This is a genomic window from Vreelandella alkaliphila (assembly GCF_016107625.1).
In the GTDB taxonomy this organism is placed as follows: Bacteria; Pseudomonadota; Gammaproteobacteria; order Pseudomonadales; family Halomonadaceae; genus Vreelandella; species Vreelandella alkaliphila.
Window position 1 is genome coordinate 172,167 of sequence record NZ_JABASV010000003.1, and the last position, 23,397, is coordinate 195,563.

Here is a 23,397-nt window from a genome sequence, read left to right on the forward strand (position 1 = left end):
CCCTATTAAGGTTATTAGGCGGCTAATTAAGCGGGTGTTGCAGTAACTGGAACGTTCGATTCGTTGGAATAATGATGCAAGTGCTTTTGAGAATCGTTATTATCATTGCCACAGACACTCAGGAGCGTTACTTATGGGTTACTCATCGCTGCGCAACGGACTTGTAGGTATTGTGGTAGGCGGGTTATTGGTAGGTGGATCGTTGGCAAGCGTTGCTCAGGCGCGCACGCTGGATACCGCTTACGGAGACGTTGAAGTTAGCGATGCGCCAGAGCATATTGTCACCCTGTATGAAGGTGCTTTAGATGCCGCCTTGGCTGCCGGCGTGACCCCCGTTGGCGCGGTCACTACCCGCGGTGGTGATAACGTTGCTGAGTACGTGGAAGCCCACCTAAATGGCGAGCGTCCTGAGATTGTCGGCGTTACACGTGAAATCAATATTGAAGCGGTTCTGGCCCAACAGCCCGATTTAATTCTGGCCGCTGCTCAGCTATCGGAAGAGCAGTACCAGTTGCTATCGCGCATCGCGCCCACCGTGGTGCCACATGCTCAACCGTTAGCGTTTGATAATTGGAAAGCGGAAGCGCGGCTTTATGGACAGGCGCTTAACCGTGAAGCGGAAATTGACGATGCGATTGCGACCGTCGATCAGCGTATTAGCGAATTGGCCGCTGCGATTGATGATGCGAACGCAGGTGGCACTGCTGTGCTGGCTCGCTGGATGCCCAATGGCCCGATGGTGATGTCCAAAGAGCTGATCGCCACTGGCCTATTGGCGAAAGTGGGGGTAGAGGTTCGGGATGCGGGTCTGGTTGCTGAAGGTCACCCCCATAGCGATATACTCAGTCTTGAAAACCTTTCCCAAGTGGACGGCGATTGGCTGTTCCTGGCTACGCTTAACGCCGATGGCCAAGCGGCGTTAGATGCCGCCAAGCAAAGCTCCGCCTTCACACGTTTGGACGTAGTTAAACAAGATCAGGTCGTGCCGGTGAATGGCCAACTGTGGAGCAGTGCCAACGGCCCGCTGGCCGCCCAAGCCATTCTGGACGATATTGAGAACGCATTGTTGCCGTGAAAGATGCCGTGACATCACTATCTAGCGCAATGGGCAGCGCCAGTCGTCGGCGCTATGCTCCCCGTACATGGATGCTTATTTTGCTCACCGCCCTTGTGGCGGTGAGCGTCGTTAGTTTGCTGATTGGGGCAGGTGAGGTTGGGCCACGCCGAGTACTGGGATTGCTGCAGGGCGCCAGCGACAGCGAAGCGCAGTTTATCGTCTGGGAGCTCCGCGCTCCGCGTACCTTAATTGGCATTGTGGTGGGAATTGCATTGGGCGTTGCCGGGGCGCTGCTACAAGCCATTTCCCGCAACCCGCTCGCCGAGCCGGGGCTGCTGGGGGTAAGCGCAGGAGCGGCCTTTGCGGTAGCACTGGCACTGGTGCTAGGAGCTAGCGCTGCCACGCTACGCATTTCGGTTGCCCAGTTAGGAGCACTGATCGGCTGTGTGTGTGTCCTCAGCGTGGCGCGTTTTCGCGGAGTGGGAAATGACCCCGTGCGTTTAGTGTTGGCGGGGGCGGCATTTTCTGGGTTGTTAGGCTCGCTCACCTCATTAATGCTGCTGTACGACCAGCGCGCCGCGGATGAGATTCGTTTTTGGGTGGTAGGCAGCCTTGCAGGAAGACGGCTGGATGATCTTGTGGCGGTGCTGCCGAGTTTACTAGTTGCTGCCATCGCGGTGGTTATCATGGCGCGGCCACTGGCAGCGCTGGCGCTAGGCGAGCGAGCGGCGAGTGGCTTGGGGCATCACCCCACGCTGATCCGCTGGGTAGCCGTAGGTTGCGTGGCACTGCTAGTTGGCGCGGCAACTGCGATTGCCGGGCCGATCGCCTTTGTAGGGCTGGTGGTGCCATTTGTAGCGCGTGCGTTTGCAGGGCCCGATATTCGCCGCACGCTGTGGTTTTGCCTGCCGATAGGCCCATTGATTGTGCTTATGGCGGATATTATCTCGCGTGTTGCCGTGGCACCTTCTGAGCTGCCATTGGGGGTGCTTACCGCGCTATGTGGCGCGCCGGTATTGATTGCCGTGGTGCGTGCTAAACGGTTACCCATGCTGTAACGCTTTTTTTTAACACCCTGCCGCTCGGGCGTCTTGGTGTCATCTTGGTGATGTGTTGATATGAAAGTAATGGCGAATCATCCGCCTTTAACGGATGTTGTCACTCCCAGCCATGTTTTAAACAATGTTCCAATCCATACCGCAGAGCATGCCGATAGCGTGCCAGCGCCGGAAGGCTACTGGCATATCGCGCTACCCCGTTGGGGCTATAGTTTCCTGCTCGAAAAGCGCGCGCTAGCGGTCAATATTGGTTTGTTGATTGCGTTGCTGGCATCTTGCCTGCTCTATCTAAGCTTAGGTAGCGTACCGCTGGCGCCCAGTGCGGTTATTCCTGCCGTATTAGGTAAGGGCGACATGATGACGGCCTTTATGGTTCAGGAGCTGCGTTTGCCTCGTTTGGCCGCTGCTTGTTTTGCCGGAGCGGCGTTCGCACTTTCAGGTATTTTGATGCAAACCCTGGCACGCAATCGCTTAGCCACGCCCGGCATTATCGGTATTGATAATGGCGCAACGGCGTTTGCGGTGGCCTCTATTGTAGGCATGAGCGTGTCTATTGCGCCGCCCGCGATGGCTCTGGCCGGGGCAACGACCGCCGCCGTGCTGACCTTTGGCCTCGCGGCAGGCAGTGGCACTCAGGGGTATCGGTTTATTGTCGCGGGCATTGGCGTGGGAGCGGTGTTTGGTGCTGTCACTCAATTAATGCTGGCGCGGGTGGCGATTGACACCGCTAATGCCGCCTACCCATGGACAGTAGGATCACTCAATGCACGCCCCGGCGGCGCAGTACAACTGCTGGGGGTTGGCTTGGCATTGGGGGTGATTGCCGCCTTGGCGTTAGCGCGCTCACTGACACTACTGCGCTTTAAAGATGCCACCGCCAGCGGCCTAGGGCTTCGTGTGAAAGCCCGCAGGCTACAGATCCTGATGCTTTCCGTTGTGCTTACCGCCTTTGCGGTTGCTGTGGCGGGACCTGTAGGCATGGTTGCACTGATTGGCCCAGAGATTGCCCGCTCACTCTCCAGCGCTCGACATGTGCCGATTATGGCCGCCACCTTAGCCGGTGCTTTAGTGATGCTGTTGGCCGACCTTGCCGGGCGCACCCTCTTGGCGCCGATTGAAATTCCCGTTGGCATTGTCACCGCGGTGATTGGCGGGCCCTGGCTGCTATGGATATTAATGCGCCCACAACGGAGCCGCCCATGAACAACTCATCTCTTTCACCAGAGCAAGTTTCACCAGGACAAGTATCAGCAACGCCTGTTTCACCAACGCTGGCCACCGATGCGTTGTGTATGAGCTACGGCCAGCGCCGAGTGATTGAAAACCTGGACATTAGCCTGCCAAGCGGGCAGGTCACCGCCATTGTTGGCCCTAACGGCTGCGGCAAATCAACGCTACTTTCCGGCCTTGCTCGTTTGCACAAACCAGGTAGCGGCGCGGTACTGCTGGATAGCCAGGATATTCAACACCTGCCCGCGCGTCAGTTAGCTACTCAGCTAGCGTTGCTGCCCCAAGAGGCGGTGGCTCCAGAAGGCTTAACCGTCACTGAATTGATTCGCTTTGGCCGCCAGCCCCATCAAGGCTGGTTGCGTCAATGGTCAGCGGAAGACCAGCGTGTGGTGCAGTACGCGCTCGATGCTGCTGGTTTGGAAGACCTCGCCGATCGGCCGCTAGAAGCGCTTTCCGGCGGCCAACGCCAGCGTGCCTGGATCGCCATGACCATTGCTCAGCAAACGCCGCTTCTGCTTTTAGATGAACCCACCTCTGCGCTAGACTTAGGCCATCAGATTGAAGTGTTTGAGTTAGTGCGCCACTTGGCTTGCCATGGCCGCACGGTGGTGATGGTATTGCACGACCTCGCCAGTGCTTGTCGTTATTCAGACAACCTGATTGCGATGCGCGATGGCCAGATTATTGCTCAGGGAGCGCCCGCTGAGGTGGTGACGCCCGAGCTAGTACGCGAGCTTTACCAGGTAGACTGTACGCTGCTGCTTGATCCGGATACTGGCAGCCCCTTGCTGGCTAACGTGCGTCGCGTGGCTCAGCCGGCATAAGCGCCACTCAGTAACTTCAGCCCATAGTTCTCGTTCTCTCTACATTCTCTCAATAACTTCTAAAAGGAACCGATGTGGCTTCTTCACCACCTCGCGCTCAAGCGACGTCTTCAAACCAAAGCTTTCAAGCGCTCGTGCGACTGCTGCGCTATGCCAAAGGTTATCGGCGGCGGATTGCCGCGGCCACCGCCTGTTCCATTATTAATAAACTATTTGATATCGCTCCGGAAATTCTGATCGGTGTGGCGATTGATGTGGTGGTGAATCAGGAAAACAGCTTTGTCGCGCGGCTGGGGTTTGAAACGCCTCATCAACAAATCACCATTTTGGCGGTGCTGACGTTCTTTATCTGGGCGGGGGAGTCGCTGTTCGAGTACCTGTTCCAAATTCTCTGGCGCAACCTTGCCCAGCGGCTACAGGCGGATATGCGTCAGGACACCTACGAGCACGCCCAGCGCTTGGATATGGCGTTTTTCGAATCTAAAAGCTCCGGCCAGCTCGTCGCCACCATGAACGACGACGTGAACCAACTGGAGCGCTTCCTGGACGGCGGAGCCAACGCGCTGATTCAAGTTGGTGTGACGGTAATAGCGGTAGGCGCTGTGTTCTTTGTACTGTCACCGCTGATTGCGCTACTGGCGTTCACGCCGATTCCGCTGATTATCTGGGGCGCCTTCTTCTTCCAACGCAAAGCTGGGCCGCTGTATAGCGATGTGCGTGAAAAGGTGGGTGATCTTGCCAGCCGCCTTTCCAACAACCTAAGCGGCATTGCCACCATCAAAAGCTTTACCAGTGAAGCACGGGAAGCCGAGCGCCTCCGTGATGCCAGCGAAGCCTATTTAGAAGCCAATCGCCGGGCGATAAAGGTCAGCTCCGCGTTTATACCCGTCATCCGTATGGCGATTCTGGCGGGCTTTCTCGCCACCTTTACCGTCGGTGGCATGATGGCGCTGAACGGCAGCCTCAATGTAGGCGCTTATGGCGTCCTGGTTTTCCTTACCCAGCGCTTGCTGTGGCCGCTCACTGGCCTTGCCCAAGTGATTGACCTGTTCGAGCGCGCAATGGCCAGCACCAAGCGAATTCTCGACCTGCTGGAAGTGCCGATTACGGTTAAAGATGAAAGTGCGACGCCTCTCTCTGCGCCCGTGAAAGGCGAGGTGCAGTTCGAAGCAGTGAGCTTCCACTACGCCTCTAGCCAAGTAGGGGTGAATGGCGTAGATCTCCACGTGCCTGCAGGCAACACTCTAGCGCTAGTAGGCGCTACCGGTTCCGGTAAATCGACCCTGATCAAATTGCTGCTGCGCTTTTACGACCCAGTCAGCGGCCGCGTACTGGTCGACGGTCAGCCGATCACAGAAGTCAGTATGCACTCGCTGCGCCAAGCGATAGGGTTGGTGAGTCAGGATGTGTACCTGTTTGAAGGCAGCATTCGCGACAATATTGCTTACGGCAAACCCGATGCCTCGGAGGCCGCGATTATTGACGCCGCGAAAACCGCCGAAGCCTGGAGTTTTATTGAAACGCTGCCCCAAGGGTTGGAAACCCCGGTTGGTGAGCGAGGAGTATTACTCTCTGGCGGCCAACGTCAGCGGCTTTCGCTGGCCAGGGCGCTGCTTAAAGATCCGCCGATTCTGGTGCTGGATGAAGCCACAAGCGCGGTGGATAACGAAACTGAAGCTGCCATTCAACGTTCACTAAAGCGCATCGCCCATGGCCGCACGGTGATTATGATTGCCCACCGGCTTTCGACCATTGTGCATGCCGATGAAATCGTGGTGATCGAAAATGGACGCGTTGCTGAACGCGGTAAGCACTCAAGCTTGTTGGTGTCTGATGGCCACTATGCTGCCCAGTGGCGAGTACAAACTGGCGCCGCCCAGGCAGGCGATGTGGAAACACTCAGCCACTGAACGCGCCTTACGGCGCGTTAGCGGTTCACCAGCAGGGCATTCAAGGTGACCGGTACATGCTCGTCAATCTCCTGATAGCCCAGCAACGACAGCACGGTTCGTACCGTGCTGTTGGCCATCAGCGCGCGGCCATCCATCGCCATCGGTTCAGCATGGGTAACACGCACTTCGTTCAACCCTTCACGGGTAAAGCGCAGCGGCACCGACTCTTCCTGATTAATCAGGTCGGTTTGTACCCGAAAGGTAAGCGTTTCTACCATGGATTCACCAATATCCAAGCCATCTAACCGCTCTGGCGGCATCTGCGCGACCAGTGTGACTAGCGTGGTATTGGCCAGCAAGCCCACCCAAGGCGGCAAATCACCAAAGCGAGTCAGCAAATCCGTTTGGCTCAAACGTAACGGCAGGCGCAGGGTGCCATCGGCAGAGATATCACCCTGCAAATTATTCACCTGATGGTGATGGGTTTGCGGGGCATTGCCATCTAATTGAGTAATAGACGCCTGCACCCGCGACTGACCAGGATCTAGCTGCCAATCCGCATGAATCGGCACCGCCAACAATAGCGGGATAAGAGCAATCAAAGCTTTCACAGCACGTCTCCGCATTAGGAACTCACTACCAGACCCCACGCTTTTCAATAAGTGCCCCTAAAAAATTGCTGCTATCACCACAAGATAGCACCGTAAGGGGTAGCCTCGCCCGAACACATTCGCTATTATATGCACGCTTCACGGGCCTATAGCTCAGTTGGTTAGAGCAGGGGACTCATAATCCCTTGGTCGTAGGTTCAAGTCCTACTGGGCCCACCATTCAGATCAACTACTGAAGAATTTTCTGTCCCATAGTCCAAGGGTACAGAGCTGATCTTTCAGGCCCTGGAAGTTTTTGTAGCCTCGTTGTCAAGTCCCCCTCTGGTAGCTGGAAAGCCGGCATCCGCAAATCGGGTTGGCAAGCGGCACCTGCCTACGTTATCCCCACCAAGAAACCCAGCAGCCAGAAGAGCGAACGCCCCAAGGCCAATACGTTGATTGAGCATTTGGGTAAATACTCGCTAGCAGCCCTTACGCCAGAGCTGGTCGTCAACTACCGTGACAAGCGTTTTAACAGTTTGGGACGTGTCGGATCCCGTGTAATTGTGCAGTCAAGCGAAGAGCTTGAGTGTCTGCTCCAGATCCTCGCCTGAGGTATAACGCCGAGTCGCCAGCACGTCGTTAATACGTCCGTTGGATATTCCACCATGCCATTCGTCTGTGACCTTCCCAGATTGATCAGGCGGTGTTCGCGCCTGATCAAAGGGGGGGAAGGGTATTGCTATCCAGCTGGCCAAGGCATGTCGTACGCATATTATTGCCGTCACTGGATCCGACAAGTAAGGGAACAACCGTATTTCTAGGTCATTTTAGGTCATCGTCACCACCACACGCCCGCGAATTCGTCCAGTAAGCAGGTCGTCGGCCGCTTCGATAGCCTCGTCAAGAGTGATAGAGCGAGTGATAGCATCAAGCTGCTCGGGAGCCAGCAGCTCTCCCAGCCGCCGCCATGCCTCGAGGCGATCCTCGCGAGGGCGCATCACGCTGTCGATTCCTACCAGTGTCACTCCACGCAGAATAAATGGGGCGACACTGGCAGGCAGGTCCATGCCTTGAGCCAGGCCACAGGCGGCCACGCTGCCGCTATAGCGGGTGGAGGCCAGAACGTTGGCCAGAGTGTGGCTGCCTACCGAGTCGACTGCCCCCGCCCAACGCTCTTTGCCCAAGGGGCGCCCCGGTTCGGAGAGTGTGGCACGATCGATCACCTCTACGGCGCCGAGTTCCTGGAGGTAGTCGGCTTCCTCTGGGCGGCCAGTGGAGGCTACCACTTGGTAGCCCAGCCGCGCGAGCAGTGCAATAGCATAGCTGCCCACACCACCGTTGGCACCGGTCACCAGTATCTTGCCCTGCTCAGGCGTAATACCCTGCTTCTCAAGAGCCATCACCGAAAGCATGGCCGTATACCCGGCAGTACCAATCGCCATGGCCTGGCGCGGCGTAAAGGCTGCTGGCAACGGAATCAACCAGCGGCTATCCAGGCAAGCCTTTTCGGCCAAGCCTCCCCAGTGAGCCTCACCCACGCCCCAGCCGTTGAGCAACACTGTATCGCCTGGGGTAAAGGCGTCACTGGTAGTGTGTTCCACTGTTCCGGCCAGATCGATACCCGGCACCATGGGAAACTGACGAACCACCGGTCCCTTGCCTGTAATCGCCAATGCATCCTTGTAGTTGAGAGTACTGCAGTCGACCCGGATGATGACATCGCCCTCAGGCAGCGTCGACTCGTCGATGTCTTTTAGCGTTGCCTGCTGTTTGTCGTCATGCTTCTCGATCAGTATGGCCTTAAACATGTAGTGCCTCGTGTTGTTAGATTTTTTTATAGACCGATCATCTATAAAAAGGCCTGAAGAAGCCCCATTTAGTGGGGCAAGCCTTGAAGATACGTTGAGATGAAGATCCTTAGTGGATGTGCGCTGCGCTCTAGCTTCGCTCGCATCACGGCGCCCTCCCAGCCAATCCAGAAGGCTTTAGCTAAGCGGTCGCAATCGGCCCCCTCGGCGAGCTCGCCCGCCTCGCAAGCCTCTTCAAGGCAACGGGCCAAGCGCTGCTCCCAGTCGGCTAGGGTTGCGAGCAACCAGTCGCGATAGCCCGTCGGTAGCCCGCCCGCCTCCTGTCCTAGGTTTCCTACCAGGCAACCCCGTCGATAGCCATGCCGTGCCATGCCGGCAGAGGCATCTTCGACGAAGGTCTCCAGGCGCGCTAGGGGAGGCTGCGACATATCGCTCAAGTGGCGATCCAGTTTGGCAGCGAAGTAGGCGCCGTAGTGCTCTATCACGGCACGCCCGAAGGCCTCCTTGCTGTCGAAGTAGTAGTAGAAGGAGCCCTTGGGTACACCGACCCGCTTGAGAATGCCATCGATGCCTGAGGCGATGAAACCTTGCTCAGTTAGCACCTCTAGCCCGCTCCGAATTAGCGCGGCGCGGGTATCGGGATCCTTCCGCGGTATCTTGGGGGGGCGGCCACGACGTCGAGCCTTGGGGAGTTGGGTAGTTGTCATGAGAATAATATAGACTGATCGTCTATTAATTACAATCGACCATCGTGCCCGACCACCTGTTACCGGCCGTGAAGGTCGAGCTCCGCCCCGGAGTAGCGCCACGCTTTCTGCTGCCGAAGACTGGCGGTGTTTACTCACCTAGTCCTGCTATAGCTCTTAGAATGACCAGATATCGGCCAACGCATTGCGTGCGGTGGCGATGACCGGCTCGCCGCGTATTCGCCACCAGTCACGAGATTAGGAGCATAGCTGCTCCAGGAGTCGTGCCCACCAGAGGCACTGCTATCGGACATCGTCGGGCAGAGGAAGGGGAGGAAGCGATGTCTTGGATCAATCATCGAATATCTTCTCAACAGGTTTACCGAAGAAATGTGCCAACTTCGGTGTCTGGGTAGCGGCCAACCTAGATGGTATTGCGTGATACACCCAGCGTCTCGGCTAGGTCTGCCCGGGATAGTTTTTGCGCAGCTCGCGAATCCGATTTTTCATTTGAAAAGAGGGTTGTGGCATAACTTACTAATGGTATACTTACTATTGGTAGGTTTGCGGCTGAGCTTATACCACAAACCACCATATTCTTTTAAAGAACAGGCTTTGCCCTGCCATTTTTTGTTGAATGAGGTGAACAATGAAACCGGTGAGTCTTGAAACGGCCGATGATCTGGCCACGCCTATTCTGAAAGAGTTCCAGGAGCGCTATGGGATAGTCCCGAACTTCTACGGAGCCTTGGGTATCGATGGGGCGAGCCTTAAAGGCTACCTGGCATTCGAGGCGGCGATTGAGGAGCGCTGTCTGCTGAGTGAGCAGCAGCGAGAGTTGATCTCCCTAGCGGTGGCTAACCGCAACGGTTGTCATTACTGTGTCAGTGGGCATACCTTTTCGGCCCGAAAGCTGGGCATGAGTAAGGAGGAGTGCCGTGCTGCCCAGGTAGGCGAGGCCAGTGATGCTTTGGATCAGGCAATGCTCGACCTAGCCCTTGACGTGATGAAACATAATGGAGCTTGCTCCCCTGAGCAGAAAGATCGCTGCAGGGCTCTAGGCATGAGTGATGCTCTGATCGTGCAGATAGTGTCATGGACAGGAATTAACAATTTCAGCAACTGGATCAATAATCTGGTGCAACCAAAGATTGACTTCCCGAAAGTTGAGCTGATTCCGAATCCTAAGTAAGTGAGGCGTCAATGCGAAAAAGGCTTTCCAAGGACGAGAGACGACAGCAACTGCTGGATATGTCTCTGGTGATTCTTGAGCGAGATGGAGCGGACGCTCTTACTCTGGCCACACTCGCCCAGGAAGCGGGCGTGACCAAGCCAGTGGCCTATGACCACTTCCAGAGTCGAGCCAATCTGCTTTATCAGTTATTTGCTCGATTTGACCAGCAACTGGCCGATGTGACCCGGCAACGGATTGCTGGCAAGGCTTGCTCGCTGCAGGAGCGGGTGCATCATGTCGTGGCGCTTTATTTTGATTGTGTCAGGCTGTGTGGCCCTCAGTACGAAGCCATCGTATCGGCCTTAATGGCCTATCCCGAATATAAGGATATTCGCACCAACATTCGAAATTCCTTCGTGTATGTCTATCGGGAGCTTTTCTCGGACTATGACACCGATGGATGCCTTGGCTATCGGCTGGTGGCGATATTTGGGGCGATCGAGGAAATGGCGAAAGCCACGATGGAGGATCAGGTTCCCTATGATCAGGCTGTCGTGACTTTGGAGCATTTAATCGTTTCGGCTCTCCAGCGAGACTGAGGGGGAAGGACAAAACCTTTTGCTTGTAGATTGCTGAATATACCCCATATGGAGGAGAGCATGTTTCACGAGGTCATGGATCGACAACCTTGCTATAGAGGTGAGTGCACTCATTGTCCGCCATTGTGTGAGAGGAAAATCCAATCATGAATATAAAGTTTATTTCTCAAGTCACAATGGGTAAGTTTTATGCAAGGTATAAAGCGAAGAGTGATCTATGTTGTGTTCTATGAACTGATCACGTTGTTGATTATAAGTACGGCCTTCTCCTTTTTCTCAGGGAAAGATGCTGGACATAGTACTACGCTAGGCGTTGTGGTAGTGATGTTAGCTGTAGTCTGGAATACTGTGTACAACACATTATTTGAAATGTGGGAAAAAAACAGACAGGCTCGTGGAAGAAGCCTTGTCAGGCGAGTGCTTCATGCCATCGGGTTTGAAATAGGGTTCGTTGCCATTACCCTTCCTCTATTTGCATGGTGGCTGGAAATGACACTGCTGGATGCTTTCATGCTTGATGCTGGGCTTACTCTATTTTTTATGTTTTTTACATTTTTCTATAACTGGACCTTTGATAAGGTATTTGGACTTCCTCTTTCAGCGCAATAACACTCCTCATCATATTCATTATCCTGGTTGAAGAGTGAAAAGTTAAAAGTATATGGCTGATTTTTTAACTCTCTTATAGGCTCAGGCGAAATCTTGACTTTTGAGTAAATAAGAATATAAAGTCGACTTGATCGCCACCAAGCTTAATAGTTGGTGGCGGTTTAAAAATGGTTGTCGAAATGTTAAGTGATTTATTTATGCTTTTTTCCTTGAATTTTAATGGAATATTTAATAAGTGGAGGGCAGTATAATCTAGATAAACACGCCGTCGGGCTTATCTAGGTTATGTAGAAAGGTGTATCATTAATGTTCGGCAGGCAAACCAATGGTATGAGCAATCAATGACCCACACGCTTAGGTTTATCTATCAACTTGTCTCATGGGGTTGCATCGTATTGGCTTGGACTAACGGTGCTATTTTGTTGTGGGATGGTTGTACTAACGGGCAGTCCCGGGTCATCACTTTCGCGGTCGCGCTGCTGTTTGGCGTTATTGGTGGCATCGTTCTTGGCGTGGAAAGAAGTTTGAGTCGAATCTACCGGTGCTCCACTAAGGCTTCCAAAGAGCTTCTGGATTCAGCCTCCGCCAGTTCTTGGACATTGCTTTACGTGTGTCTCATTGCAGGAGTGTTCCTCCTTGCTCTGGTAATGGGAAGCGGTTTGTACGCGATCATTGGAAGGCTGCAGCAAGGGTTTCATATCTTCGGATGAGTACTAATGCAGACGTGTTCGATGCTTGAAATTCCCAACAAAGAAAATGCTGAGCAAGGCTCTGCACCGGATGGCAATTCCGCTGTGTTCCATTGCTGGCGGTGAGCTTAAACGTTGTATTAATGTTGGCTAAAAATACCGTTCCTGACTGAGGCTGTGTAACAGCTTATAAGTCAGCGGCGATGACAGTGTCCAGTCGCCTTGGCACAACTATCGGCTAACAATACATTTCAGAATGCCTTCATTGATTACTCCCGCATCTCTAGCTGCTTTAGATTGCTACGGAACATTCGCTTAAGAGCGTGATTGGCTTGCATCGTTGTCGTTATTGTTCATGCAAATAAAAATCCGTATCATTCGCTTTGTTATAACGATACTTCTCCTCATGCCTGTGAGACCTTCCTATGCTCCCTACGTCCATGTCGTTTTCTGTTGCGCCGCTGACTGCGGCGGTTCGCCGCTCGTTGGTGGTGTCGCTGGGTGGAATGCTTAGCGCTGCGCCTTTGGCAGCGCTTGCTCAAGAGGAGCGAGTTGCTAACGATCCTGTCGTGGTAACCGCAACTGCCTTGAAAGTGGATACGCCGCTGGTGGAAACGCCGCGCCCTGTATCCAGCGTTGATCGTGAGGAGTTGGAAGCCCGCAACGTCCAGCAATTAGATGAAACTTTCCGTTATCGTGCAGGCGTGCTTTCGGGGCATTTCGGCAGTGATAACAACACTGATTGGTTCAAGGTGCGTGGGTTTGATCAGTCCACTTACCAGGATGGCCTGCGGATCTATCGCGAAGGCTTCTATCAGTGGCTGCCGGAGCCATTTGGCTTGGAGCGGGTGGATGTGTTCAAAGGTCCATCCTCTATTCTTTACGGCGAAGCGCCTCCTGGGGGCTTGATTAATGCGGTTAGCAAGCGCCCAACAGAAACGCCTCAGGGTGAGGTGAATGTACAGTTTGGCAATCGCGATCACCGCCAAGTAGGCATTGATACCAGTGGCCCGGTAGGCGAGAGTGACAATGTTCGTTACCGTTTGGTCGGCCTTTATAAAGAGCGTGATGGTGATTTGAACGCGACTAATAACGAGCGTTACTACTTTGCGCCGAGTTTGGCGGTGGATGTTAGCGACGATACAACGGTTACCTTTTTGGCCAGCGTGCAGAAAGATGACGGTGTTCCGGTCAACTCCTTCAAGCTGCCCTATGGCACGGTTCAAGACACCCCCTTTGGCCGTGTCGCCCCCCAGACCAACCTGAGTGAGCCGGGTTACGATAAGGATAACCGTACCCAGTGGGCGTTAGGCTATGAACTACGCCATCAGCTTAATGATACGTGGCGCTTCGAGCAGGATTTACGCTACAGCGAGTTGGATTTAGAGCTGCGCAGTACGTACGCCTTCTTTATGGCAGATGAGCGTCAGGCGGCACGCGGGCATGTGTATCGCGATGGCACCATTGATAGTTTGACGGTTGATAACCGTATGGTGGGCACTTGGTACACCGATCGTACAGAAAATACCCTGCTGCTGGGGGCGGATTATCAGAACCTTGGGGTGAGTGGCCAAGAAGCTGATCCGTTTCCCTTCGGCGATCCTATCGATATCTTCAACCCCACCTATGGCAACTTTACGCCCGTAGGGCAGGATGATTTGTTAACCCGAGAAATTGATAAAGAGCAAACCGGCTTGTACGCCCAAAACCAACTGCGTATTGATGACCGTTGGGTGCTTTTAGGTGGGGTTCGCTATGATCAGGCGGATACCGAAAACAGGAATGTTACCGCGGGAACAACGCAACGCTCAGACGATGACCAAGTATCCTGGTCCGGTGGTGCGATGTATTTAGGGGAAAACGGTGTTAACCCCTATATCAGTTATACCGAATCTTTTGACCCGTTGGGTCGAGTAGACAGCGATGGTGATCTTTACGAGCCCCGCGAAGGTCGCCAGTGGGAAGCTGGGGTCAAAGTCTCGCCCTTTGGCTGGGACGGCTATGTCACTGCCGCAGTATTTGACCTGCAAGAGAGTAATACGCTGATCAACTCGCCAAGTGGCTTCCAGGTGCAAGAGGGGGAACGAACCTCTCAGGGCTTTGAGTTGGAAGGGGTTGGTTACCTAACGGATGACTTAAAAGTGACGGCGGCTTATACCTATACCGATTCACGCCTTGAAGATGATCAGCGGGCGCCTCTGATCCCGCGCCACCAGGCGTCAACCTGGTTGGACTATGCCTTTACCGGCGGTGCATTGAATGACGTTACCTTAGGTGGAGGTGTGCGTTATGTGGGGAGCACGATAGACACCAGTGTGGCAGATAACACTGCCGTGGATAGCTACACGCTGGTCGATGCGATGGTGGGCTACGAGTTTGCTGATGGTTGGCAGGCTCAATTAAACGTCAATAATCTCACCGATAAAGAGTACGTGGCGAGCTGTGAATATTGGTGCTACTACGGCGAGTCTCGCAGTGTCATTGGCAGCGTGAGGTATCATTGGTAACGCTTGGTTTTCCGCCACTGCTCCGTTAGCTGTGTGGTGTCAGCACACGGGCATACAGCGCACAATCTTCGCTATAGCAAGTGCAAGACGCTTCGATCAGGCCGGGGCGGTCTATGATGATGATTTCACCACGGTGGTAACGAATTAGGCCGCGTGTTTGCAGGGCAATTGCCGCCAACGTAATCCCTGCTCGTCGAACGCCTAGCATCATGGCCAAGAACTCGTGGGTTAGCTGCAATCTATCTGATTTGGCGCGGTCTTGGGTCATTAGCAGCCAGCGGGCAAGGCGTTCCTCAATCCGGTGAAAATGGATGCAGGCCGCTGAGTTTGCTAGCTGATTAATGACGACGTAAAGGTAGCGTTTTAGCCGCAGATGCAGTACCGGGCACTCTAGCAAGAGCCGTTGAAAGCTAGCAGTGTTGATACGCAGCGCTACCCCGGCTCCCTGAACAACTGCGAGCAGTGGCGCTTCTTCGATACCGAGCATCAGTGAGAGGCCAAGCATGCCTTCACGTCCTGCCATCGCCACTTCGAGGCGGCTATCCCCATGGAGAATGACGATCTGTGAAATGAAACTGTTGATGGGGAAGTAGGCGTGGGTGACTGTATCGGTGGGGTGGTAAAGTTCTTCGCCAAACGTAAGCGACACAGTCTCGCTACTGGCCATCAAAGCGTCTTGCTCAGCAGTAGGCAGATCAGCAAGAAGGTGATTGGCATCGGCAGCGTGAAAAATAGACGTCATGTGCCTCTCCGGTTGAAAGAACCTGGCAAACGGCACAATGAAGGTCGCGATCATTTTGATGTCGGCTGCAGACGCACCATCTTTTTTTAATGGTACCTCCACACATTAACATTGGGTGAATCAAGCGTCGGCACGCTAGCGTACATAGCGCGTTAGTACTTTTGGCATTATGTTAGTGGTTTCGCTTATGTTGCTCACATAACGTTATGGTGGTTGAGTAGTCGATCATACTCGCGTTTGACCACTGAGTAGCACTCGCAGACCCGTGCTTCCAGCCCAGGGCGGTCGATTACTTTAATGCGCCCTCGGTTGTAAGAAATCAATCCAGCCTTTTGAAGTTTACCCGCTGACTCGGTGACTCCCTCGCGACGCACGCCTAACATATTGGCAATTAATTCCTGGGTCATCACCAGTTCATTTCCCGGCAGCCGATCAAGGCTGAGCAACAGCCAGCGGCATAGCTGTTGGTCGACGCTGTGGTGACGGTTGCATACCGCTGTCTGCGCCATCTGGGTCAGTAAGGCTTGGGTATAGCGAAGCAGCAGTCTCTGCATGGCACCGGCGCGGTAGAATTCGTTTTTGAGCAGCTGTCCCTTAAGGCGATAAGCATGTCCTGCGCTCTGTACGATCGCTCGGCTGGGGGTGGTTTCACCTCCCATAAATAGCGAGACGCCTACAATTCCCTCGTAGCCGACTATAGCGATCTCCGTCGAAGCGCCGTTCTCCATCACGCAGAGTAGCGAGACGATGGAATCCAGCGGGAAGTAGACATGGCTCATTTGCCGACCGGATTCACTAAGTGATTGACCCAATGTCAATGTAACTTTTTCAAGGTGAGGCAACAGATGCGCGAGATCATCTCTGGGAAGTAGGTTTAGCAACGCATTTTGTTTAAAATCATGCGGTTCAAGCATTTAATATCCTCATTATCCCTGACTTATAAGCAGCTTTTTTAGCCGCCGCTATTACAAGGGAGCCATTGTGGATCTATGTCTCCTGCTGATAGATATGCTTCTTTCAAGTATAGAGTGCCTTGAGGCCGTCTCTGTACGCTATCGCACATAGGACTGATTTGTGGGCTTGTGTGTCGCCAATTCTAATTAAAATAACTTGCTGCTTGTGTTCGCCAGCGCACAGTGAGTCATTAAGCGACCGTCTAATGTCACTATCAGTGAGGCAAGGGATATGCCTGAACAGGATGTTGCACTGTGCGCTGCAAGGAAAGCAGCGCCGACCTTACCCTTGGGCAAGGCTACACATGGATAAAAACGTCATGCTGTACGGTGGTCACCAAAACAATAACGCCCACACGACAGAAAATGATGCCGAGCAAGGTGCCGACGAGCGATTGCGAAGTGTCGAGAATGCCCTGCAAGTAGAAAGAGATTGGGCTAAAGCAACACTAAATTCAATCGGTGATGCTGTTTTGACGACCGATTTGAGCGCCAGGATTACCTATCTGAACTGCGTTGCTGAAGTGTTAACCGGTTGGACTAGTTTAGAGGCGCTTGGTAAACCAATTGATCAGGTCTTGAAACTCGTTCATATCCAAACTTACGAGCCCGTGCCTAACCCAGCGCTAAGAGCGATAGACGAAAATCGCCCGGTAGGGTTGGCTCTGGACTGCGTGCTGATTCGCCAGGATGGTAGCCAGCTAGAGATAGAAGATTCGGCGGCTCCTATTCATGATAGCCATGGTGTTACGGTAGGGGCGGTAATTGTATTTCATGATGCCAAGCACTCTTTAACACGCGCAGAGCAACTAGCCTATCAGGCCCACTATGATGCGCTAACCAAGCTGCCTAATCGTTTTCTATTTGCAGAACAATTTGCTCGCGCTATCCGTCTTGCAAAACGGCACGACCATTATGTCGCACTGTTATATTTAGATATCGATAACTTTAAGTTCATCAATGATTCACTTGGCCATACTGTTGGCGACAGTTTGTTGCAGCTCGTCGCTAACTGTCTCAGTGAATGCGTACGTGCTACAGACTCCGTGTCCCGTCAGGGTGGAGATGAGTTTATAGTGCTGCTTAGTGAAATTGAAAAGCTAAACGATGCTGCCAGAGTGGCAAAAAAAATCCTTCGGGCATTAGCGATGCCATGCTGTGTTGGTCACTATAAACTAGGCATTAGTGTCAGTATCGGGATCAGCCTCTATCCCGATCATGGGGCAAATGAACATAGTTTGCTCGAGAATGCCGATACCGCTATGTATTGTGCAAAGAAAAGCGGTCGAAACCAATACCAAGTATTTAGTCATGATATGGGAAACAACAGTAGACAGTACAATTATAAAGAACGTTGAACTCGTTTAGCTATCCATTCTATTAGAATTCACTAGACTCAAGCGTTACGCTCACGCTTATGTGACGTTGTGTGCCTGGGAGCTGGTTATGACACGATTTTATCGCCGTTTTAGTTTGATGTTGCCGCTTGCGTTTCCCGCTTTGCTGATTAGCTCAATGGTTTATGCGGATACTCCGCAAGCGAGTGCCTCGGTATTAAGTGCTGAAGCTTCTGACCCGAACCGCTTAGGCTGGATGCAGGGCTTCCCACCTGCGCCGGAGCAGTTGATTGGCCAGCCAGACTCCAACTACTTTAGTTTCCCCAAAATGCGCTGGACGGTGTGCCACTTTCGCGAGCTGTTGCCTACTAAGCAGGTCAGCCGTGGGTTAGGCGCACCTGCTCCTTTGCCCTATGCATTAGATGACGCGATAAACGATGTCACCTTCACTCCGATTGACGCTAGTGAGCCTATGTCGTGGCAGGCGTCGCTAAATGAAAACTACACCGATGGTCTGCTGATTCTTCACCAAGGCCAGGTGGTGTATGAGACTTACTCAGGCTGTTTGGATGAAACTGGCCAGCACGGCGCGATGTCGGTGACTAAATCGATGACCGGCTTGCTAGGTGAGATCTTGGTGGCAGAAGGCGTGCTGGATGAGCAAGCGCTGGTGGGTGATATTTTACCGGAACTTGCCGACAGTGCTTTTGGTAATGCCACGGTGAAGCAACTACTTGAGATGACCACAGGCCTTGCTTACAGCGAAGATTACAGTGACCCCAACGCTGAGATCTGGGCCTACAATGCAGCGGCAAGCCCGCTCCCCAAGCCAGACGATTACACTGGGCCGCGTACTTATTATGAGTATCTCGCAACGGTACAACCGGAAGGGCAGCATGGGCAGGTCTTTGGCTATAAAACGATTAATACCGATGCACTTGGCTGGGTGATCGCGCGCACGACGGGTGAATCGGTGGCGTCATTGCTGTCATCGCGTCTTTGGCAGCGGTTAGGCATGGAGCAGGATGCTTACTTTACCGTGGACTCCATTGGTACGCCGTTCGCAGGGGGCGGTTTGAGCGCTGGCCTTCGGGATTTGGCCAGAGTCGGCCAGTTGGTGCTTAATGAAGGCGTAATGAATGGTGAGCGGCTATTTCCTGCCGCAGCCGTTGAGCGCATTCGGGAAGGCGGCGACAGGCAAGCGTTTGACGCCGCGGGATATCGTTATTTACCGGGCGGTAGCTACCGCGGCATGTGGTGGTCTCTGCATAACGAGCATGGCGCCTTTGCCGCAAGAGGCGTGCATGGACAAACCATTTATATTGATCCCACCGCTGAGATGGTCATTGTGCGTTTTGCATCGCACCCGGTGGCAGGAAATGCGGCTAATGACCCTACCTCACTCCCCGCCTATCAGGCTGTTGCAGAGTATTTGATGGAAAAAGCGGCTATGGCACCTGAGTAATATGCCAAACAGTACTTTCCATGGGTCCTTTCTCAAGGTCGGTGCAATTGGATGAAGGGACTGGAGGCAACCTCGGTCGCTGGGCAAATCGCGACAAGTCATTAGGGGAGTAGTGGAAAAATATATATCTGCAGAAGGTTGTTTTTCATGAGATTAAAACTAAAAACTCCGGTTTGAATTATTTACAAACCGGAGTTTTTTTACGTGTTTAGCTTATTGGAAAGCTAAAAGCTTGAGGTGATTTTAGGTTATCAAGCTGCGGGTACACTGCGTTGATGAGTGGTTGTTTGTTCGGCGTTATCTGCTGGTGAGGTTCTCCAAATGGCAATATTGGCATAGCCGTAGAAGATAGCGATTACCAGTACAAGCATGTGATACCAAAGGAATGGCAGGTAGCTCAGTGTCGAAACGCCAAGGGTTGCGGCCATAAATACACCACCGTCTGTCCATGGCACCATAGGTGTTGTAATGGTGCCGCCCGCTTCTGCGTTACGAGAGAGAACGCGACGATCGATCCCCTGTTTGTCGTAGTTCTTCTCAGTTATCGTGCTGGCGGTAATGAGAGAGACATAGGCTGCGCCACCGAAGAAGTTACCGAAGAAGCCACCCAATATGGTTGAAAGGGTGAGTCGGCCTGGGTTGTTGGCCCAACTGAGAAACCCCTGGCTGATAGCCTGTAGAATGCCGACCCGTTCCATTAAACCGCCTAAACCAAGCGCGAAAAGGATGAGGGCAACGACACCCAGCATAGACTCTATTCCGCCACGATTAAGGAGAGTGTTGAGAAACGCTTCATCAGACTGCATTGCATTGCCGGAATAGGCGGTTTGGATCGCATCAACGGGGCTCATGTCCTGCACTAGCCAAGCACAGATGCTGCCGAGGACGGCACCTAATGTGATGACAGGGATGGCTGGCAAGCGACGAGTCAATAGGATAATAACAACGACCGCTGGAAGCAGCAGCCAAGGCGTTATTGTGAAGTGACTTTCCAGGGCCTGCATAGCCGCTGCTGCTTGAGATGTGTCTGCTGTGTCGCTGATATAGAAAAAACCAACGGTGATGAACAGTATCGACGCTATGATAACCGCAGGCCCGCTAACCCACATCATCGAGCGAATATGGTCTATAAGATTCACTTTACACAGTGACGCGGTCATCACTGTTGTATCGGAAAGCGGCGACATTTTATCACCTACGTACGCGCCTGATATCACGGCACCAGCAACCAGTGGTAGCGGGATACCAAAGCTGTGGCCGATACCCATCATCGCTACCCCAGCCGTTCCCACTGTACCAAAGGAAGTGCCGGTAGCTAGAGACGTTAAGGAGCAAATAATAAAAGCTGCGAAAAGGAAAATCTGTGGGTTCATCACTGACAGGCCGTAATAAATAATGCTCGGTACGATACCGCCTGCAATCCAGGTGCCAATCAGTGCCCCCACGGTAGTGAGCACCAAAACGGCCTCCATGCCATTATGAATACCTTTAATAAGCCCTTCCTGCATGTTTTCGTAGGAAAGCTTAAGTTTTAAACCCAGCCCCATAATCAAAAACCAAGAGGCGAACAAGGCAAGTTGTATCGGGAGTTCAAGTAAGCTGATACTGACAAACATGATGGCTATAAAGCCGAACATGATGGCAAAAACCTCTATCATGTTAGGCAGTCTTACGAGACCTTTTGGGGAAGACATAATAGCTCCTATGATGTTGTTCTTAGGGTTGGGGTGTCGCGTGCTAGGAAAATCGGCTTAGCCGATAGGGAGATAAATCAATGGGCAGTTGAGCTTGTTGGTTTTCTTGCTTGGCCAGCTGGCTAATAATTTCGGCTGTAATAGCGGCTTGAGTGAGACCAAGGTGATGGTGCCCGAAAGCTAGTAGGACTCTGCCACTTTTAACGCTATCGATAATAGGGAGTGAGTCGGGTAACGAGGGGCGAAAGCCCATCCAAGTTTTGGCGTCGGTAGTATCCAAGTCGTTTTTGAAGAGCCCTTGGCTGAGTTTGTGCAGTTGCCAAGCGCGTTGCATATTGGCTGGTCGATGTAGCCCGGCAAATTCGACGGTACCTGCCAATCGTAATCCCTCATCCATGGGCGTCATGATGAAACGACGCTCCAACGAGGTAACCGCCATAGGCAGCCGATGCCGTTCATGAGGCAGCATCAGGTGATAGCCCCTCTCCGTATCAAGAGGAACTTTAGTACCCGTTAGCGTGGCAGTGAGATGGGCAGAATAAGCTCCACATGAAATAACAACTTTGCCGGCCGTGAAGGAGGACGAACTCGCGGTCTTCAGCATCACACCGTGGCCATGGTCTTGGCCTGATACGACGTTTTCTTGTCTAAACTGCACTCCATTGGCTTTAGCAGCTGATACGAGTGAGTCGACGATCTGTGAGGGATTAATCGTATGTGCGGTGTCAGGGAAGAATAGCCCGCCTTTAATGCTGTCTGACAATTGAGGAGCGATGTCTTTAATTGCACTGCCTTGCCAGTATTCCACGGCTACTTGCTGGTCAGTCATCCTTGTGTGAAGTGCTGCTAACTCTTCGGCAGCGCTATCTTTTTCATAAACCAGGAGAGACCCGTCCTCTTTTAGCAGATGCCTGCTATCTATGGTGTCAAGCAATCGGCGCCAGGCATCCAGGCTATTCTCATTGAGAGCACGGATGCCTGCTACGCTGGCTCGATAGGGAGCCTTGCGTAGATTCCAAAGTAGTCGAGTGAACCAGGGTAGAGCCTTGGGAACATAGCGCCAATCCAAGCGTAGCGGCCCCATTGGGTCCAGTAGCATTTTGGGTAATCGCTTCACAATGGCTGCATTGGCAATAGGAAAAACCTGCTCCGTTGCCATATGGCCCGCGTTGCCAAACGATGCACCCATACCCGGATGCTGGTGGCTGTCTAGCACCAAAACACGCAAGCCTTGTTGGCTCAATGACAGGGCACAAGCGCTACCTACCACTCCTGCACCGATAACGATGACATCGGCATCCTCGTTAGAGCCGCTACTCTTAGTGCTTCGTGGATTCATGAAGCTTCCTTAATTCTATTTTTTGTAGATTGTATAAAATATATCTCAGGTTTATGAATTGGATCAATACCGTCAACGACAAATATTGGTAAGAAATGGCAGGAGAGGAGCGCCGTGCGATAGCAAAGGGCAAGTAGCGAGCGGTAAAAATGAAACTAACTAGTAGTTCAAAGGTGCTTATGGGGTAGAAACGATAGGAGCAGGGCTTGATCCGCCAAAACTATTCGAATAGCCGGAAGGCGCTAGCGTTAGCTAGCCGAAGTATATGAAGAGGGTAAGTTGGTGCTAGACGTAGTGTTTATAACTTAAGTAGAGGAGAGGGAGAGGCTGCTATGGTTGGAGTCGGGTAGTGAAAGTGGCACTTATGCTTCAAAGTGCCTCTGCTTGGTTGGAGCGCTTTTCAAGTACCGCGATAATACTTCCACAGGCGTCTTCAATGTGGGTTTTAAGCAGCTGGCAGGCATTATCGGTGTCGCGTTGGCGCGCTAACTCCAGCAATTCGTGGTGTTCCTTTTCAGCTTTTGTGATCTCTTGGGAGTAGACGAGCTGCATGCGGATATAGCGGTCTGATTTGGTATTTAACTGATGAATGATAGCGAGTGTTTCTGGAAGTTCGGCCGGCGCATAAAGCGCCAAATGAAAGGTATAGTTGTACTCACTCCAATTGTCGACTTCGCCACCGCGATTTAGAGCGTCGTCATATTTGCGCAGTATATCCTCAGCTTTATCGAGGTCTGCCTCAGTGAGATTATCAATGGCATGCCTAAGCACATAGGTTTCAAGCAGAATTCGTAGCTCAAAAAGTTCACGAATTTTGCTGACGGAAAGCTCGGTGGTAAAAGCGCCACGGTGAGCATGAAACTCTACTAGCCCTTCTGATTCGAGGGTTAGCAAGGCCTCCCTGACAGGAATACGGCTGACATCATAGTCGCTGGCTAGGGCGTCTTGACGAAGTTGAGTACCGCCCTTGAATTCACCGCCAAGGATACGTTTGCGTAAGTCGTCGGCGACGAAGTGTGCTCGTGTTTTGAATGTCGCCATGGTTCACGTCCATCCTGAAAGTTAATTTGCACATTTTATACAAACCTATATAGATGTCCATGGCTGGTAGCTGAATGGTTACTAATTGAGCAGTTGACCA

At 52.8% G+C, this 23,397-nt stretch carries 20 protein-coding genes, 1 tRNA gene and 1 pseudogene; 13 read left to right on the forward strand and 9 right to left on the reverse strand.

Translation table 11 applies throughout. The features are described 5' to 3' along the window. Positions 1-133 precede the first annotated feature (133 nt). The 5 genes from JFC11_RS06020 to JFC11_RS06040 all read left to right on the forward strand — a co-directional run bounded on the left by JFC11_RS06020 (position 134) and on the right by JFC11_RS06040 (position 6,079). Entirely contained in the window at positions 134-1,075 is a 942-nt protein-coding gene (locus JFC11_RS06020) for an ABC transporter substrate-binding protein (RefSeq protein ID WP_198348967.1), read from the forward strand. A 71-nt stretch (positions 1,076-1,146) separates the two neighbouring features. Beyond that, positions 1,147-2,115, forward strand: coding sequence for a FecCD family ABC transporter permease (locus JFC11_RS06025; RefSeq protein WP_198349077.1), 969 nt, complete (start codon positions 1,147-1,149; stop codon positions 2,113-2,115). A 60-nt stretch (positions 2,116-2,175) separates the two neighbouring features. Further along, positions 2,176-3,318: a FecCD family ABC transporter permease gene (locus JFC11_RS06030; RefSeq protein WP_198348968.1), complete on the forward strand. Its 1,143-nt coding sequence runs from the start codon at positions 2,176-2,178 to the stop codon at positions 3,316-3,318. Between the two features lie 89 nt (positions 3,319-3,407). Continuing rightward, positions 3,408-4,169 (forward strand): ABC transporter ATP-binding protein, encoded by a 762-nt coding sequence (locus JFC11_RS06035; RefSeq protein WP_198349078.1) that lies wholly within the window; start codon positions 3,408-3,410, stop codon positions 4,167-4,169. Between the two features lie 74 nt (positions 4,170-4,243). Beyond that, positions 4,244-6,079 carry an ABC transporter ATP-binding protein gene (locus tag JFC11_RS06040; protein ID WP_198348969.1) on the forward strand — a complete coding sequence of 612 codons (1,836 nt, stop codon included), beginning with the start codon at positions 4,244-4,246 and terminating at the stop codon, positions 6,077-6,079. Between the two features lie 17 nt (positions 6,080-6,096). On the opposite strand, the gene JFC11_RS06045 is transcribed toward JFC11_RS06040, so the two are convergent. Then, complete coding sequence (locus JFC11_RS06045) at positions 6,097-6,687, reverse strand: hypothetical protein (protein WP_198348970.1); 591 nt, start codon at positions 6,685-6,687, stop codon at positions 6,097-6,099. Positions 6,688-6,814: 127 nt separating this feature from the next. Between JFC11_RS06045 and JFC11_RS06050 the strand changes: the two genes are divergently transcribed. Continuing rightward, positions 6,815-6,891 (forward strand) — tRNA-Ile (locus JFC11_RS06050). Between the two features lie 335 nt (positions 6,892-7,226). Here the strand turns inward: JFC11_RS06050 and JFC11_RS18960 are convergent. From JFC11_RS18960 to acuR, 3 genes and pseudogenes are all read right to left on the reverse strand, one after another. Next, positions 7,227-7,363: pseudogene (locus tag JFC11_RS18960) on the reverse strand (IS481 family transposase); the annotation flags it as partial. 118 nt (positions 7,364-7,481) lie between these two features. Further along, on the reverse strand, positions 7,482-8,462 hold the full coding sequence (gene acuI, locus JFC11_RS06055; RefSeq protein ID WP_198348971.1) for an acrylyl-CoA reductase (NADPH): 981 nt from the start codon (positions 8,460-8,462) through the stop codon (positions 7,482-7,484). A gap of 68 nt (positions 8,463-8,530) precedes the next feature. Then, complete coding sequence (acuR, locus tag JFC11_RS06060) at positions 8,531-9,169, reverse strand: acrylate utilization transcriptional regulator AcuR (protein ID WP_198348972.1); 639 nt, start codon at positions 9,167-9,169, stop codon at positions 8,531-8,533. A 628-nt stretch (positions 9,170-9,797) separates the two neighbouring features. Between acuR and JFC11_RS06065 the strand changes: the two genes are divergently transcribed. From JFC11_RS06065 to JFC11_RS06085, 5 genes are all read left to right on the forward strand, one after another. Further along, positions 9,798-10,340 (forward strand): carboxymuconolactone decarboxylase family protein, encoded by a 543-nt coding sequence (locus JFC11_RS06065; protein WP_198348973.1) that lies wholly within the window; start codon positions 9,798-9,800, stop codon positions 10,338-10,340. A gap of 11 nt (positions 10,341-10,351) precedes the next feature. After that, a complete protein-coding gene (locus JFC11_RS06070; RefSeq protein ID WP_198348974.1) occupies positions 10,352-10,921 on the forward strand; it encodes a TetR/AcrR family transcriptional regulator in 570 nt (189 codons plus the stop codon). A 189-nt stretch (positions 10,922-11,110) separates the two neighbouring features. After that, a complete protein-coding gene (locus tag JFC11_RS06075; protein WP_198348975.1) occupies positions 11,111-11,530 on the forward strand; it encodes a PACE efflux transporter in 420 nt (139 codons plus the stop codon). 341 nt (positions 11,531-11,871) lie between these two features. After that, positions 11,872-12,240, forward strand: coding sequence for a hypothetical protein (locus tag JFC11_RS06080; protein WP_198348976.1), 369 nt, complete (start codon positions 11,872-11,874; stop codon positions 12,238-12,240). Positions 12,241-12,725: 485 nt separating this feature from the next. Beyond that, the gene (locus JFC11_RS06085; protein WP_198349079.1) at positions 12,726-14,726 is read left to right on the forward strand and encodes a TonB-dependent siderophore receptor; all 2,001 of its coding nucleotides are present in this window, start codon (positions 12,726-12,728) and stop codon (positions 14,724-14,726) included. Positions 14,727-14,751: 25 nt separating this feature from the next. Here JFC11_RS06085 and JFC11_RS06090 read toward each other — a convergent pair whose 3' ends face one another. Both JFC11_RS06090 and JFC11_RS06095 read right to left on the reverse strand, forming a co-directional pair. Next, complete coding sequence (locus JFC11_RS06090; protein WP_198348977.1) at positions 14,752-15,468, reverse strand: Crp/Fnr family transcriptional regulator; 717 nt, start codon at positions 15,466-15,468, stop codon at positions 14,752-14,754. Between the two features lie 194 nt (positions 15,469-15,662). Further along, on the reverse strand, positions 15,663-16,382 hold the full coding sequence (locus JFC11_RS06095; RefSeq protein WP_038477464.1) for a Crp/Fnr family transcriptional regulator: 720 nt from the start codon (positions 16,380-16,382) through the stop codon (positions 15,663-15,665). Positions 16,383-16,726: 344 nt separating this feature from the next. Here JFC11_RS06095 and JFC11_RS06100 point away from each other — a divergent pair, with 344 nt between their 5' ends. Next, positions 16,727-17,779 carry a diguanylate cyclase domain-containing protein gene (locus JFC11_RS06100; protein WP_198348978.1) on the forward strand — a complete coding sequence of 351 codons (1,053 nt, stop codon included), beginning with the start codon at positions 16,727-16,729 and terminating at the stop codon, positions 17,777-17,779. Positions 17,780-17,867: 88 nt separating this feature from the next. Continuing rightward, complete coding sequence (locus tag JFC11_RS06105; RefSeq protein WP_198348979.1) at positions 17,868-19,223, forward strand: serine hydrolase domain-containing protein; 1,356 nt, start codon at positions 17,868-17,870, stop codon at positions 19,221-19,223. A gap of 251 nt (positions 19,224-19,474) precedes the next feature. Here JFC11_RS06105 and nhaC read toward each other — a convergent pair whose 3' ends face one another. The 3 genes from nhaC to JFC11_RS06120 all read right to left on the reverse strand — a co-directional run bounded on the left by nhaC (position 19,475) and on the right by JFC11_RS06120 (position 23,297). After that, positions 19,475-20,917, reverse strand: a complete 1,443-nt coding sequence (nhaC, locus tag JFC11_RS06110) for a Na+/H+ antiporter NhaC (protein ID WP_198348980.1) — start codon at positions 20,915-20,917, stop codon at positions 19,475-19,477. A gap of 43 nt (positions 20,918-20,960) precedes the next feature. Beyond that, positions 20,961-22,256 carry an NAD(P)/FAD-dependent oxidoreductase gene (locus JFC11_RS06115; RefSeq protein ID WP_198348981.1) on the reverse strand — a complete coding sequence of 432 codons (1,296 nt, stop codon included), beginning with the start codon at positions 22,254-22,256 and terminating at the stop codon, positions 20,961-20,963. Between the two features lie 369 nt (positions 22,257-22,625). Next, positions 22,626-23,297 (reverse strand): GntR family transcriptional regulator, encoded by a 672-nt coding sequence (locus JFC11_RS06120; RefSeq protein ID WP_198348982.1) that lies wholly within the window; start codon positions 23,295-23,297, stop codon positions 22,626-22,628. Between the last annotated feature and the right edge of the window lie 100 nt (positions 23,298-23,397).

Coding starts and splice junctions, on each gene's coding strand:
- JFC11_RS06020 (WP_198348967.1), top strand. CDS start 134: ATGGGTTACTCATCGCTGCGCAACGGACTTGTAGGTATTGTGGTAGGC.
- JFC11_RS06025 (WP_198349077.1), top strand. CDS start 1,147: ATGCTTATTTTGCTCACCGCCCTTGTGGCGGTGAGCGTCGTTAGTTTG.
- JFC11_RS06030 (WP_198348968.1), top strand. CDS start 2,176: ATGAAAGTAATGGCGAATCATCCGCCTTTAACGGATGTTGTCACTCCC.
- JFC11_RS06035 (WP_198349078.1), top strand. CDS start 3,408: ATGAGCTACGGCCAGCGCCGAGTGATTGAAAACCTGGACATTAGCCTG.
- JFC11_RS06045 (WP_198348970.1), bottom strand. CDS start 6,687: ATGCGGAGACGTGCTGTGAAAGCTTTGATTGCTCTTATCCCGCTATTG.
- acuI (WP_198348971.1), bottom strand. CDS start 8,462: ATGTTTAAGGCCATACTGATCGAGAAGCATGACGACAAACAGCAGGCA.
- acuR (WP_198348972.1), bottom strand. CDS start 9,169: ATGACAACTACCCAACTCCCCAAGGCTCGACGTCGTGGCCGCCCCCCC.
- JFC11_RS06065 (WP_198348973.1), top strand. CDS start 9,798: ATGAAACCGGTGAGTCTTGAAACGGCCGATGATCTGGCCACGCCTATT.
- JFC11_RS06070 (WP_198348974.1), top strand. CDS start 10,352: ATGCGAAAAAGGCTTTCCAAGGACGAGAGACGACAGCAACTGCTGGAT.
- JFC11_RS06075 (WP_198348975.1), top strand. CDS start 11,111: ATGCAAGGTATAAAGCGAAGAGTGATCTATGTTGTGTTCTATGAACTG.
- JFC11_RS06080 (WP_198348976.1), top strand. CDS start 11,872: ATGACCCACACGCTTAGGTTTATCTATCAACTTGTCTCATGGGGTTGC.
- JFC11_RS06085 (WP_198349079.1), top strand. CDS start 12,726: ATGCTTAGCGCTGCGCCTTTGGCAGCGCTTGCTCAAGAGGAGCGAGTT.
- JFC11_RS06090 (WP_198348977.1), bottom strand. CDS start 15,468: ATGACGTCTATTTTTCACGCTGCCGATGCCAATCACCTTCTTGCTGAT.
- JFC11_RS06095 (WP_038477464.1), bottom strand. CDS start 16,382: ATGCTTGAACCGCATGATTTTAAACAAAATGCGTTGCTAAACCTACTT.
- JFC11_RS06100 (WP_198348978.1), top strand. CDS start 16,727: ATGGATAAAAACGTCATGCTGTACGGTGGTCACCAAAACAATAACGCC.
- JFC11_RS06105 (WP_198348979.1), top strand. CDS start 17,868: ATGACACGATTTTATCGCCGTTTTAGTTTGATGTTGCCGCTTGCGTTT.
- nhaC (WP_198348980.1), bottom strand. CDS start 20,917: ATGTCTTCCCCAAAAGGTCTCGTAAGACTGCCTAACATGATAGAGGTT.
- JFC11_RS06115 (WP_198348981.1), bottom strand. CDS start 22,256: ATGAATCCACGAAGCACTAAGAGTAGCGGCTCTAACGAGGATGCCGAT.
- JFC11_RS06120 (WP_198348982.1), bottom strand. CDS start 23,297: ATGGCGACATTCAAAACACGAGCACACTTCGTCGCCGACGACTTACGC.